At 60.1% G+C, this 13655-nt stretch carries 11 protein-coding genes and 1 pseudogene; 9 read left to right on the forward strand and 3 right to left on the reverse strand.

All coding sequences use genetic code 11. The features are described from left to right. Window positions 1–48: 48 nt before the first annotated feature. Window positions 49–438 carry a hypothetical protein gene (locus SERRSCBI_RS23150; protein WP_042785594.1) on the reverse strand — a complete coding sequence of 130 codons (390 nt, stop codon included), beginning with the start codon at window positions 436–438 and terminating at the stop codon, window positions 49–51. Between the two features lie 375 nt (window positions 439–813). Here SERRSCBI_RS23150 and SERRSCBI_RS23155 point away from each other — a divergent pair, with 375 nt between their 5' ends. Further along, complete coding sequence (locus SERRSCBI_RS23155) at window positions 814–1998, forward strand: NupC/NupG family nucleoside CNT transporter (protein WP_004931212.1); 1185 nt, start codon at window positions 814–816, stop codon at window positions 1996–1998. Between the two features lie 34 nt (window positions 1999–2032). Here SERRSCBI_RS23155 and SERRSCBI_RS23160 read toward each other — a convergent pair whose 3' ends face one another. Further along, a complete protein-coding gene (locus SERRSCBI_RS23160; RefSeq protein ID WP_042785595.1) occupies window positions 2033–2467 on the reverse strand; it encodes a DUF3574 domain-containing protein in 435 nt (144 codons plus the stop codon). 253 nt (window positions 2468–2720) lie between these two features. On the opposite strand from SERRSCBI_RS23160, the gene SERRSCBI_RS23165 reads away from it, so the two are divergent. The 7 genes and pseudogenes from SERRSCBI_RS23165 to SERRSCBI_RS23200 all read left to right on the forward strand — a co-directional run bounded on the left by SERRSCBI_RS23165 (window position 2721) and on the right by SERRSCBI_RS23200 (window position 10748). Further along, window positions 2721–3338: a trimeric intracellular cation channel family protein gene (locus SERRSCBI_RS23165; RefSeq protein WP_025304704.1), complete on the forward strand. Its 618-nt coding sequence runs from the start codon at window positions 2721–2723 to the stop codon at window positions 3336–3338. A gap of 211 nt (window positions 3339–3549) precedes the next feature. Next, window positions 3550–4173, forward strand: a complete 624-nt coding sequence (gene gmk, locus SERRSCBI_RS23170) for a guanylate kinase (RefSeq protein WP_033636481.1) — start codon at window positions 3550–3552, stop codon at window positions 4171–4173. 54 nt (window positions 4174–4227) lie between these two features. Then, window positions 4228–4503, forward strand: a complete 276-nt coding sequence (gene rpoZ, locus SERRSCBI_RS23175; RefSeq protein ID WP_004931221.1) for a DNA-directed RNA polymerase subunit omega — start codon at window positions 4228–4230, stop codon at window positions 4501–4503. Window positions 4504–4521: 18 nt separating this feature from the next. Next, window positions 4522–6633, forward strand: coding sequence for a bifunctional GTP diphosphokinase/guanosine-3',5'-bis pyrophosphate 3'-pyrophosphohydrolase (gene spoT / locus SERRSCBI_RS23180; RefSeq protein ID WP_015379445.1), 2112 nt, complete (start codon window positions 4522–4524; stop codon window positions 6631–6633). 5 nt (window positions 6634–6638) lie between these two features. Next, the gene (gene trmH, locus SERRSCBI_RS23185) at window positions 6639–7334 is read left to right on the forward strand and encodes a tRNA (guanosine(18)-2'-O)-methyltransferase TrmH (protein ID WP_042785597.1); all 696 of its coding nucleotides are present in this window, start codon (window positions 6639–6641) and stop codon (window positions 7332–7334) included. Then, window positions 7331–9412: an ATP-dependent DNA helicase RecG gene (gene recG / locus SERRSCBI_RS23190; protein ID WP_042785598.1), complete on the forward strand. Its 2082-nt coding sequence runs from the start codon at window positions 7331–7333 to the stop codon at window positions 9410–9412. The genes trmH and recG overlap by 4 nt, the downstream gene beginning before the upstream one ends. A 90-nt stretch (window positions 9413–9502) precedes the next feature. Continuing rightward, window positions 9503–10748 (forward strand): annotated as a pseudogene (locus tag SERRSCBI_RS23200) (IS3 family transposase). Window positions 10749–10760: 12 nt separating this feature from the next. On the opposite strand, the gene gltS reads toward SERRSCBI_RS23200, so the two are convergent. After that, a complete protein-coding gene (gene gltS / locus SERRSCBI_RS23205; protein ID WP_033645177.1) occupies window positions 10761–11972 on the reverse strand; it encodes a sodium/glutamate symporter in 1212 nt (403 codons plus the stop codon). Between the two features lie 240 nt (window positions 11973–12212). Between gltS and SERRSCBI_RS23210 the strand changes: the two genes are divergently transcribed. Beyond that, entirely contained in the window at window positions 12213–13613 is a 1401-nt protein-coding gene (locus SERRSCBI_RS23210; protein WP_042785599.1) for an NCS2 family protein, read from the forward strand. Window positions 13614–13655: the final 42 nt, after the last annotated feature.

The following is a 13655-nucleotide window of genomic DNA, read 5'->3' on the forward strand; positions in this document are numbered from 1 at the left end:
CCGCACACCATCAAGCCCGCGCCACGCGGGCTTTTTTATGGCTATAAATCAGCGATAGGCGGCCGCCTGTTCCTCACCGATCAACCCCATTTTCTGCAGTTGCACCGCAATGCTCCAGGTTGAACGCTCGAACTCATCGCTCAGCGCCTCCAGCGTCGCCCCGGCCGCATGGCTCTCGCGCAGCCGCAGTTTTTCTTCTTCCGGCCAGGGGAAGTAGGCATTGGCCGGCCGGCCCTCGGCCAGATTCTTCTGCCGCTTTTCTTCCGGCGTCAGTCTGGCTTTTTTCTGCAGTTCAGATTCACCGTCAAACTCGTCGGCCAACGCGAACAGCAGGCGGATAGCCTCCGGCGCGCAGGCCGCTGAAGCCGGTCTCAATAGCTCGCCGGTGTCGGGATTAACGCCGTTGGCCAGCGCCCTGAGCAACGTGCCGATATTCATCGTTCTCCTCCTTGTTCGATAAAATGCGCGCCTATCGCGACCGGCGCCTTGTCCAAACATGTTTCTCTTCCTCAGCCAAGAAAGCCACGCTTTGCGCCATGAAAAATCGCCCATTGCGAGCCAGATTCCAGGTGCCTGAACGTGCGGGACGGTGGTTGCATCAGGCTGCGAGCCGACAGGCATCATGGAAGACGGCTCACTAAGGCACTTCGGGGGCTTATGAAAAACTGCCGAGCAGCGCGTGCGGATGACAATCGGCAAGATATCCCGCACGCCATAAGTATTTTGTTCTAATTATCACGCAAGGTAATGAAAGGACGGCGATGCTGTGGCTAAATGTGTTTTTTTCCTGCCCGTGAACCGTACGGACCGTTTATGCCACAAATTCTGCAATTTATTATGGCCCTGGTGGTGATCATCGCCCTGGCGCTGCTGGTCAGCAATAATCGCAAGAAAATCCGCCTGCGCTATATCATCCAGCTGTTGGTGATCGAAGGCGCGCTGGCCTATTTCTTCCTGCACTCCGCCAGCGGGCTCAGCGTGATCAAACACGTCGCCGGCTTCTTCGACACCCTGCTCGCCTACGCCGCACAAGGGTCGGAGTTCGTGTTCGGCGGCATGAGCAAAGATGGCCTGGCGTTTATCTTCCTGGGCGTTTTGTGCCCTATCATCTTTATTTCCGCCCTGATCGGCATTTTGCAGCATTTCCGCATCCTGCCGCTGATCATCCGTCTGGTGGGCACCCTGCTGTCCAAGGTCAACGGCATGGGCAAGCTGGAATCGTTCAACGCCGTCAGCACGCTGGTGCTGGGGCAGTCGGAGAACTTCATCGCCTACAAGGGCATCATCGGCGACATCTCGCCGCGCCGCATGTACACCATGGCCGCGACCGCCATGTCGACGGTATCGCTCTCCATCGTCGGCGCCTACATGTCGATGATCGACGCGCAGTACGTGGTGGCGGCGTTGATCCTTAATATGTTCAGCACCTTCATCATCCTGTCGATCATCAACCCGTATCAGGTCGAAGACGAGCCGGAGCTGAAGCTGAACAAGCTGCACGAAGATCAGAGCTTCTTCGAAATGTTGGGCGAGTACATTCTGGCCGGCTTCAAAATTGCGATGATCATCGCGGCAATGCTGATCGGCTTTATCGCGCTGATCTCCGCCGTCAATGCGCTGTTCTCGGCGGTGCTAGGCATCAGCTTCCAGCAAATCCTCGGCTACGTGTTCTATCCGCTGGCCTGGCTGATCGGCATCCCGGCGGAAGAGGCCCTGAAGGCGGGCAGCATCATGGCGACCAAACTGGTGGCCAACGAATTCGTGGCGATGATTGAGCTGAAGAAAATCGCGGCGGAGCTGTCGCCGCGCGGGCTGGGCATTCTGTCGGTGTTCCTGGTGTCGTTCGCCAACTTCGCCTCCATCGGCATCGTCGCCGGCGCCATCAAGGGGCTGAATGAGCAGCAAGGCAACGTGGTTTCCCGTTTTGGCCTGAAGCTGGTTTACGGCTCGACGCTGGTGAGCCTGTTGTCGGCGGCCATCGCCGGCCTGGTGCTGTAATCCCCACTCCCGGCCGCAGGGCCGGGAGTTCGCTTTAAAACGCCACGCACACCGGCGCATCCACCCGCATTACCGAATCCTGCGCAAACTGCTGCTTATAGCCGCTGCGCAGCGCCTCGATATTCGCCTCGCTCTCTTTGCCCGGCGCATGGATCAACAGCAGCGCCTTGCTGTTCTCGCGCGCCAGCTTGCCGTCGTGACCCAGCCACTGCCCTTTGGCATCAAACACCGTCAGCCCGTCTTTAAAACGCGGCGTCACCTGGCTATCGACGAAGGTTTGCCACTCGGCGGCGGTGATCGCCGGCCCCGCCGGCCGGTTCAGGCCGAAGTAGAGCGTTGTCTGCACCAGCGGATCGCCGATGCGACAAGTCGGGGCGGGGGAAACAGCCTGGTGGCCTGGCGCCACGCAGCCACTCAGCAGCAGGGCGGCCACCATGGCGCCGGCGGCCAGTCTCGGGGAGTTTTTCATCTGCAGTCTCGATTTTTCGGTTGAAGGATTCGCTGCAAAAGTCATAGTCAGCGATGGAAATTAGCGCGAAATTTCTAATGCTTTCATTAACAGCCAGATGTTAAAAAAGGCTGGTTATCGGCAATAAAAATGGAGTTTGGATTAGCCATATTAATCCGAAGCGCCATCGGTGAAAAAAACTCAGTGGCGCGCGTCCTCGGCGGCGATTACCCTGCCGGCCATCATTCTGACGCAATTACGCTGTGAACCCCTTATGTTACTGAGCATCCTTTATATCATCGGCATCACCGCCGAAGCCATGACCGGCGCGCTGGCGGCCGGCCGCCGCCAAATGGACATGTTCGGCGTGATCATCATCGCCTCTGTCACCGCAATCGGCGGCGGGTCGGTGCGCGATATGTTGCTCGGGCATTTTCCGTTGGGCTGGGTCAAACACCCGGAATACATCGTCATCGTCGCGATAGCGGCGATCGTCACCACCTGGGTGGCTCCTCTGATGCGCCATCTGCGCCGCCTGTTCCTGGTGCTCGACGCCGTCGGCCTAATCGTCTTCTCCATCATCGGCGCGCAGGTGGCCCTGGATATGGGGCACAGCGCCATTATCGCCGCCATCGCCGCGGTGATCACCGGCGTCTTTGGCGGGGTGCTGCGCGATATGTTCTGCAACCGCATCCCGCTGGTTTTCCAGAAGGAGATCTACGCCGGCATCTCCTTCAGCGCCGCCTGGCTGTATATCGGCCTGCAGCACCTCAGCCTGCCGCACAATCTGGTGGTGATCCTCACCTTGGTCGCCGGCCTGAGCGCGCGTCTTATCGCCCTGCGCTTCCGCCTCGGCCTGCCGGTGTTCAACTACCAGCATCCGGATCACTGATCTCGGGGCGGCAACGCGCCGCCGCCGAGGCCAAAACTGCAAAAATGTCGCCCTTCGACGCGCAAATTCGCCCTTTCGGCGCTTTTTCCACGCAAAGCCGCGGGCAAAATGCGAGCTAACGCTGCACCCGGCGCGTTAGCCGTGTATACTGTGCGGAGAAAATACACATCCGCTGTTTTTGGCATATCAACCGTTATCAACGAACATCATCATGGCTCAAGGCACGCTTTATATTGTCTCTGCTCCCAGTGGCGCAGGTAAATCAAGTCTGATTCAGGCTTTGTTAAAGACGCAACCGCTGTACGACACGCAGGTTTCGGTTTCGCACACCACGCGCGACAGTCGCCCGGGTGAAAATCACGGCGAGCACTATTTCTTCGTCTCGAAAGACGAATTCCGCCGGATGATTGAGCAGGACGCGTTTCTTGAGCACGCCGAAGTGTTCGGCAACTATTACGGCACCTCGCGCGCCGCCATCGAACAAGTCTTGTCGACCGGCGTGGATGTGTTTCTGGATATCGACTGGCAGGGCGCGCAGCAAATCCGCGCCAAAATGCCGCAGGCGCGCAGCATCTTCATTCTGCCGCCGTCGAAGGAAGAACTGGGCCGCCGCCTGCGTGGGCGCGGGCAGGATTCCGAAGAGGTGATCGCCAAACGCATGGCTCAGGCCGTGGCGGAAATGACGCATTACGCGGAGTACGATTACCTGATCGTGAACGATGATTTCGATCTGGCGCTGTCCGATCTGAAGACCATCATTCGCGCCGAACGCCTGCGTTTGGGCCGCCAGTTGCTGCGGCATGACGCTTTAATCAGCAAACTATTGGCAGACTGAAGGCAGTTTCAGTATCATGCCCAGTCTTTTCGTCACCTGTGGAGTAGCACAAATATGGCACGCGTAACTGTTCAAGACGCTGTAGAGAAAATTGGTAACCGTTTTGACCTGGTGTTGGTCGCTGCTCGTCGGGCGCGTCAGATCCAGACCGGCGGCAAAGATGCACTGGTTCCGGAAGAGAACGACAAGTACACCGTTATCGCCCTGCGCGAAATCGAAGAAGGCCTGATCACCAGCCAGATCCTCGACGTGCGTGAGCGCCAGGAACAGCAAGAGCAGGAAGCCGCAGAGATTCAAGCGGTTACCGCGATTGCTGAAGGTCGTCGTTAATTAGACTGCGAGTCCGCCTTGTACCTGTTTGAAAGCCTGAATCTGCTGATTCAACGTTACCTGCCCGAGGAGCAGATTAAGCGCCTCAAACAGGCATACCTCGTCGCGCGCGACGCGCACGAGGGTCAGACACGCTCCAGCGGTGAGCCCTACATTACTCACCCGGTCGCCGTGGCCTGCATCCTGGCGGAAATGCGTCTCGATCACGAGACGCTGATGGCGGCGTTGTTGCACGACGTCATCGAAGACACCCCAGCCACCTATCAAGATATGGAACAGCTGTTCGGCAAGAGCGTCGCCGAACTGGTTGAGGGCGTCTCCAAGCTCGACAAGCTGAAGTTCCAGGACAAGAAAGAAGCGCAGGCGGAAAACTTCCGCAAGATGATCATGGCGATGGTGCAGGATATCCGCGTCGTGCTGATCAAGCTGGCCGACCGTACGCACAACATGCGCACCCTCGGTTCGCTGCGCCCCGACAAACGCCGGCGCATCGCGCGTGAAACCCTGGAAATCTACAGCCCCCTCGCCCACCGTCTGGGTATTCATCACCTGAAAACCGAGCTGGAAGAGCTGGGCTTCGAGGCGCTGTACCCGAACCGTTATCGCGTGATCAAGGAAGTGGTGAAAGCCGCGCGCGGCAACCGCAAAGAGATGATTCAAAAAATCCTCTCCGAGATCGAAGGGCGGCTGACCGAGGCCGGCATCGCCTGCCGTGTCAGCGGGCGGGAAAAACACCTCTACTCCATCTACCTCAAGATGCACCTGAAAGAACAGCGTTTCCATTCCATCATGGATATCTACGCATTCCGGGTGATCGTAAAAGAGGTCGATACCTGCTACCGCGTGCTCGGCCAGGTGCACAGCCTGTATAAACCGCGCCCGGGGCGGGTCAAAGATTACATCGCCATTCCCAAGGCCAACGGCTATCAATCGCTCCATACCTCGCTGATCGGCCCGCACGGCGTGCCGGTCGAAGTGCAGATCCGCACCGAAGACATGGATCAGATGGCTGAGATGGGGGTGGCCGCGCACTGGGCTTACAAGGAAAGAGAACAGGGCGAAACCGGCACCACGGCGCAGATCCGCGCCCAACGCTGGATGCAAAGCCTGCTGGAGCTGCAGCAAAGCGCCGGCAGTTCGTTTGAATTTATCGAGAGCGTCAAATCCGATCTGTTCCCGGATGAGATTTACGTTTTCACCCCGGAAGGCCGCATCGTCGAGCTGCCCGCCGGCGCCACGCCTGTCGACTTCGCCTATGCGGTGCATACCGATATCGGCCATGCCTGCGTCGGCGCACGCGTCGATCGTCAGCCATACCCGCTGTCGCAGTCGCTGACCAGCGGCCAGACCGTCGAGATCATCACCGCGCCGGGCGCACGGCCCAACGCCGCCTGGCTGAACTTCGTGGTCAGCTCGAAAGCGCGCGCCAAGATTCGCCAGATGCTGAAGAACCTCAAGCGCGACGACTCCGTCGGCCTCGGCCGCCGTCTGCTCAACCATGCGTTGGGCGGCAGCCGCAAGCTGGCCGAAATCCCGCAGGAAAACATTCAGCACGAGCTGGACCGCATGAAGCTGGCGACGCTGGACGATCTGCTGGCGGAAATCGGCCTCGGCAACGCCATGAGCGTAGTGGTGGCGAAGAACCTGCAGGGCGATCAGTCCAGCCTGGGCACCACCTCCGGCGTGCGCAACCTGGCCATCAAGGGCGCCGACGGCGTGTTGATCACCTTCGCCAAGTGCTGCCGTCCGATTCCGGGCGACCCGATTATCGCTCACGTCAGCCCGGGCAAAGGGCTGGTGATCCACCATGAATCCTGCCGCAATATTCGCGGCTATCAGAAAGAGCCTGAGAAGTTCATGGCGGTCGAGTGGGATAAAGAGACCGAGCAGGAGTTCATCGCCGAGATCAAGGTGGATATGTTTAACCACCAGGGCGCGCTGGCCAACCTGACGGCGGCAATCAACGCGGCCGAATCCAATATTCAGAGCCTGAACACCGAAGAGAAAGACGGTCGGGTTTATAGCGCCTTTATCCGCTTGACCACCCGCGATCGCATCCATTTGGCAAACATTATGCGTAAAATCCGTATCATGCCGGATGTGATCAAAGTTAACCGCAACCGAAACTAGCGCTTATGAGTCCTGAACGCTATGCGCGGATTTGTGAAATGCTCGCGACCCGGCAGCCGGATTTGACGGTCTGCCTGGAGCAAGTGCACAAACCGCATAACGTCTCCGCCATTATCCGCACCGCCGACGCCGTCGGCGTGCATCAGGTCCACGCCGTGTGGCCCACCACCCGCATGCGCACCCTGGTTTCCTCCGCCGCCGGCAGTAACAGTTGGGTCAGCGTTAAAACCCATCCCACCATCGGCGACGCGGTCAGTCACCTGAAAGCGCAGGGCATGCAAATTCTGGCCACCAACCTGTCTGCGCGCGCGGTCGATTTCCGCGAGGTGGACTACACCCGGCCAACCTGCGTGCTGCTCGGCCAGGAAAAAACCGGCATCACCGAAGAAGCGCTGGCGCTCGCCGATCAAGACATCGTCATTCCGATGATCGGCATGGTGCAATCGCTCAACGTCTCCGTGGCTTCGGCGCTGATCCTGTATGAGGCGCAGCGCCAGCGGCAAAACGCCGGCCTGTATCGCCGCGACAACAGCATGCTGGACGAAGAAGAGCAGCAGCGTCTGCTGTTCGAAGGCGGCTATCCGGTGCTGGCCAACGTGGCCAAGCGCAAGGGGCTGCCGCGTCCGCAGATCGACGAACAGGGCCAGGTGGTCGCCAGCGCCGAATGGTGGGCGGCCATGCAGGCGACGGTGCGCAAATGAAAGGCCGCCTGCTGGATGCTGTCCCACTCACCACGCTTTCCGGGGTTGGCGCCAGCCAGGCGGGCAAACTGGCCAAGCTTGGCCTCGACACCATTCAGGATCTGCTGCTGCACCTGCCGCTGCGCTACGAAGACCGCACCCGCCTCTACCCGATCAACGATCTGCTGCCGGGCATCTACGCCACGGTAGAAGGGGAAGTGCTGCGCAGCGACATCAGCTTCGGCCGCCGCCGCATGCTGACCTGCCAGATCAGCGACGGCACCGGCATCCTCACCATGCGGTTCTTCAACTTCAACGCCGCAATGAAGAACAGCCTGGCCACCGGCCGCCGCGTGACCGCCTACGGCGAGATCAAACGCGGCAACCACGGCGCGGAGATCATCCATCCGGAATACCGTATTCAGGGCGAAACCAGCGAGGTTGAGCTGCAGGAGTCGCTGACGCCGGTCTACCCCACCACCGAGGGGGTGCGGCAGGCCACGCTGCGCAAGCTGACCGACCAGGCGCTGGAGCTGCTGGATACCTGCGCCATCGCCGAACTGCTGCCGCCGGAGCTGAGCGGCGGCCTGATGAGCCTGCCGCAGGCGCTGCACACCCTGCATCGCCCGCCGCCGGACATCCAGCTGGCGGATCTGGAGCTGGGCAAACACCCGGCGCAAAAGCGTCTGATCCTCGAAGAGTTGCTGGCGCATAACCTCAGCATGCTAGCGGTGCGCGCCGGCGCGCAGAGTTATCAGGCGCAGCCGCTGCTGCCGGACGATCGGCTGAAAAACCGTTTTCTCGCCCAGTTGCCGTTCTCGCCAACCGGCGCGCAAACGCGCGTGGTGGCCGACATCGAAGCCGATATGCAAAAAGACTTCCCGATGATGCGGCTGGTGCAGGGCGACGTCGGCTCCGGCAAAACGCTGGTGGCGGCGCTGGCGGCGCTGCGCGCCATCGCGCACGGCAAGCAGGTGGCGCTGATGGCGCCGACCGAGCTGCTGGCCGAACAGCATGCCAACAACTTCCGCCAGTGGTTCGAGCCGTTGGGGCTGGAGGTCGGCTGGCTGGCGGGCAAACAGAAAGGCAAGGCGCGCATCGCGCAGCAGGAAGCCATCGCCAGCGGCCAGGTATCGATGGTGGTCGGCACCCACGCCATCTTCCAGGAGCAGGTTCAGTTCAACGGCCTGGCGCTGGTGATCATTGATGAGCAGCACCGCTTCGGGGTGCATCAGCGGCTGGCGCTGTGGGAGAAAGGCGAAGAACAGGGCTTCCACGCCCATCAGCTGATCATGACGGCCACGCCAATCCCGCGCACGCTGGCGATGACCGCCTATGCCGATCTCGATACCTCGGTTATCGACGAGCTGCCGCCGGGCCGTACGCCGGTGACCACCGTCGCCATTCCCGATACCCGCCGCGCCGACATCATTCAACGGGTGAAAAGCGCCTGTCTGGAAGAAGGACGGCAGGCTTACTGGGTGTGTACGCTGATCGAAGAGTCCGAGCTGCTGGAAGCGCAGGCGGCGGAAGCCACCTGGGAAGAATTGAAAGCCGCGCTGCCGGAGCTGAAGGTGGCGCTGGTGCACGGCCGCATGAAAGCGCAGGAAAAGCAGGCGGTGATGCAGGCGTTTAAACAGGGCGAGCTGCAGCTGTTGGTCGCCACCACGGTGATCGAAGTCGGCGTCGACGTGCCGAACGCCAGCCTGATGATCATCGAAAACCCGGAACGGCTGGGCCTGGCGCAGCTGCACCAGCTGCGCGGCCGCGTAGGGCGCGGCGCGGTGGCTTCACACTGCGTGCTGCTGTACAAAACGCCGCTGAGCAAAACCGCGCAAACGCGCCTGCAGGTGCTGCGCGACAGCAACGACGGCTTTGTCATCGCGCAGCGCGATCTGGAGATCCGCGGCCCGGGCGAGCTGCTGGGCACCCGCCAGACCGGCAGCGCCGAATTCAAGGTGGCGGACCTGTTGCGCGACCAGGCGATGATCCCCGAAGTGCAACGCGTCGCTCGCCATCTCCATCAGCACTACCCGGAACACGCCCAGGCGCTGATCGAACGCTGGCTGCCGGAGAAGGCGCGCTACTCTAACGCATAAAAAAGGGCGCCGCAGGCGCCCTTCTCATGATGACTCTGACCCGTCCTGAATAGCGTTGACACATTTTACTCACGCACAGAGGAAAATGTGATGAACCAGTATATTAAACGCACACAACGCGATTACTCTCTATCCTTTAAACTGGCCGTCGTCGAACAGGTCGAAAAAGGCGAAATGACTTGCCGTCAGGCCACAGACCGTTATGGTATCCAGGGCAACGTAACCGTCATGAACTGGCTGCGCAAATACGGTCAGCTTGACTGGCGGACTTCTCCTTCCACCAGAACGTGCGGAGACAATATGCCCAAACTCCCCCTGACGCCCGAACAGCGTATTAAAGAACTTGAGCAGCAACTGGCTGAATCTGAAGTCAAAGCCCAGTTCTTCGAGGCTGTCGTCAAAGTGATGAACACCGACTTTGGCGCCACGCTGACAAAAAAGCAGCTAACCGCCTTATCGCGCAAACACAAGTACCGGGACTCACAGTAACGCGGGCCTGCCGATGGATGGGCATCAGCCGACAAGCGTGGTATCAGTCCCTGCAGCGTGAAGCAGGCAAAGAGGAGCAGACCCGGCATCTCGTCGAACAGGTGACGGCCATCCGCTTGCACCAGCCCCGGCTGGGGACACGTAAGCTGCATCACCTGTTGCGGCAACGCCCCGAACCGGCATTGCATGTGGGGCGCGACCGGCTGTTCAGTATCCTGCGCTGCGCGCGGTTACTGGTGATGCCTAAACGGGCATATCACAAGACGACGCAGAGCCATCATCGTTTTTATCGTCATCCCAACCTGCTGAAGGCGGGGGACAACCAGGTCATAGCCAGCCGTCCGGAACAGGTATGGGTGGCGGATATCACCTACTTGCCGCTGAGAACAGGGACGGCGTATGTCAGCCTGGTAACGGATGCCTGGTCGAGAAAAATCGTGGGGTATCATGTGCATGACAGTCTGCATACCCGGCATGTCGCCTGCGCGTTCAAAATGGCACTGGCCGGCAGACGCACGGCGTTGCCGTTGGTGCACCACTCGGACAGGGGTATCCAGTACTGCTCACAGGAATATCAGGCGTTACATCAGAGATATGGCATCACCTGTTCGATGACGGACGGGTATGACTGTTATCAGAACGCGCTGGCGGAACGGATAAACGGGATACTCAAAACGGAATACCTGCTCGGCAGGCCAGAAGATATCGCGCAGGCAAGAAAGATGGTCAGGGAGTCGGTGAACTTGTACAACACGCGGCGGCCGCACCTGTCGCTGAAATACAAAACGCCCGATGAGGTTCATCGGGCGTTATCCGGCTGAAAAGTGTCAACCTATATCAGGACTAGTCACTCGCGATATCACCCCACCGCCGGGAACACCGGCAACAGCAGATACAGCTTGATGACGATGGCGTTGGCGATATCGATAAAGAACGCCCCCACCATCGGCACCACCAGAAACGCCAGGTGCGACGGGCCGAAGCGATCGGTGATCGCTTGCATGTTGGCGATCGCCGTCGGCGTGGCGCCCATGCCGAAGCCGCAGTGGCCGGCGGCCAGCACCGCCGCATCGTAGTTCTTGCCCATTACCCGGTAGGTGACGAAGATCGCGTACAGCGCCATCACCAGCGTCTGTACGGCCAGGATCGCCAGCATCGGCAGCGCCAGCGAAGCCAGCTCCCACAGGCGCAGGCTCATCAACGCCATCGCCAGGAACAGTGACAGGCTGACGTTGCCCAGCACCGATACCGCCCGCTCGAACACGGTATAGAAACCGGTGAAGGCCAGCGTGTTGCTGAGGATCACCCCGACGAACAGCACGCAAACGAAGTTAGGCAGTTCAAACACCGTACCGCTCAGCAGACCGGCAATCAGCTGCCCCAGGCTCAAACAAATGGCGATCATGGCGATGGTTTCAATCATCACCAGCGAGGTGATCAGGCGGCCACTTTCCGGCTTCTCGAAACCGCTCGGCTGCACGCTGTCTTCCGGCGTGCCTTCCGGCGTAGAGGAGTGTTTAACCAGATAGCGCGCCACCGGGCCGCCGATCAGGCCGCCCAGCACCAGGCCGAAGGTGGCGCAGGCCATGGCGACTTCCGTCGCGTTTTCAAAGCCGTAGCGCTCGATGAACAGCTTGCTCCAGGCCGCCCCGGTGCCGTGGCCGCCCGACAGGGTGATCGAACCGGCGATCAGGCCCATCAACGGATCCAGCCCCAGCATTTTCGCCATGCCGATGCCGATGGCGTTCTGCACCAGCAGCAGCCCCAACACCACGAACAGGAATACCATCAGCGCTTTGCCGCCGGCGCGCAACCGCGCCAGGTTGGCGTTCAGGCCGATAGTGGCGAAGAAGGCCAGCATCAGCGGATCCTTCAACGACATGTCAAAGCTGATTTCCCAGTTGGCGAATTTTTTCAGGACTAACAGCAGGAGGGCCACCAGCAAACCGCCAGCGACGGGAGCGGGAATGGTATATTTTCGCAGCAGAGGAATGCTTCTGACGCACTTGCCCCCAAGGAGCAAAACCAGCGTCGCCGCGACTAACGTGCCATAAGTATCAAGATGAAACATCCAGGTACTCCATGTAAGGGAAAAGATCCAAATAAAAATAATAAGTTATAGAAAACCACGTAGTTTTTAAACTTGATGAGTGCAGGATTAGAAGTAAAAAACGCTGAGATGACAAGAAAAAATGAATGAAAATGCGACATAAACGGGAAAGTCGGCAACATAATATTTAGGCGCAACCGTTTGCTTTTGCGGGGCGGCGCATTAAAATGCCTGCTTTGCCGTATCTGGAAACGCCACACCATGAGCATGTCATCCTCCGAGCTTGATGCCGCACGCCAAACCGCCTCTGAACCCCGCGCCAGCGAACTGATTTATCGCCTCGAAGACCGCCCGCCGCTGCCACAAACGCTGTTTGCCGCCGGCCAGCACCTGTTGGCGATGTTCGTTGCGGTGATCACTCCGGCGCTGCTGATCTGCCAGGCGCTGGGTCTGCCGGCGCAGGATACCCAACACATCATCAGCATGTCGCTGTTCGCTTCCGGTCTGGCTTCCATTCTGCAAATCAAAACCTGGGGGCCGGTGGGCTCCGGGCTGCTGTCGATTCAGGGCACCAGCTTCAACTTCGTTTCGCCATTGATCATGGGCGGCCTGGCGCTGAAAAACGGCGGCGCCGACGTGCCGACCATGATGGCCGCGCTGTTCGGCACCCTGATGGTCGCCTCCTGCACCGAAATTTTGCTGTCGCGCGTGCTGCATCTGGCGCGCCGCATCATCACCCCGCTGGTTTCCGGCATCGTGGTGATGATCATCGGCCTGTCGCTGATTCAGGTCGGCCTGACCTCGATCGGCGGCGGCTATGCCGCGATGAACGACCACAGCTTCGGCTCGCCGAAAAACCTGCTGCTGGCCGGCGCGGTGCTGGCGGTCATCATCCTGCTGAACCGCCAGCGCAACCCTTACCTGCGCGTCGCTTCGCTGGTGATCGCCATGGCGGTCGGCTACCTGCTGGCCTGGGCGATGGACATGCTGCCCACCGACGCTCCGGCGGCACCGACGGCGGCGATTACCATTCCAACGCCGCTCTATTACGGCCTGGGCTTCGACTGGAACCTGTTGCTGCCGCTGATGCTGATCTTTATGGTCACCTCGCTGGAAACCATCGGCGACATCACCGCCACCTCTGACGTCTCCGAACAGCCGGTCAGCGGGCCGCTGTACATGAAGCGTCTGAAAGGGGGCGTACTGGCCAACGGCCTGAACTCGATGCTGTCGGCGGTGTTCAACACCTTCCCCAACTCCTGCTTCGGCCAGAACAACGGCGTGATCCAGCTGACCGGCGTCGCCAGCCGCTACGTCGGCTTCGTGGTGGCGCTGATGCTGATCGCGCTGGGGCTGTTCCCGGCGGTGGCCGGCTTCGTGCAGCACATCCCCGAGCCGGTACTGGGCGGCGCGACCATCGTGATGTTCGGCACCATCGCCGCCTCCGGCGTGCGCATCGTGTCGCGCGAACGCCTGAACCGGCGCGCCATCATGATCATGGCGCTGTCGCTGGCCGTCGGCATGGGCGTCTCCCAGCAGCCGCTGATCCTGCAGTTCGCGCCGGACTGGCTGAAAACCCTGCTCTCTTCCGGTATCGCCGCCGGCGGCATTACCGCCATCGTGCTGAACCTGGTGTTCCCGCAGGAACACGAAAAAAAGTAACCCGCCCATTGGCGTTCAAACGGCCGCTTGCGGCCGTTTTTT

Origin of the sequence: Serratia sp. SCBI (assembly GCF_000747565.1) — a bacterium.
GTDB classification, from domain to species: domain Bacteria; phylum Pseudomonadota; class Gammaproteobacteria; order Enterobacterales; family Enterobacteriaceae; genus Serratia; species Serratia ureilytica.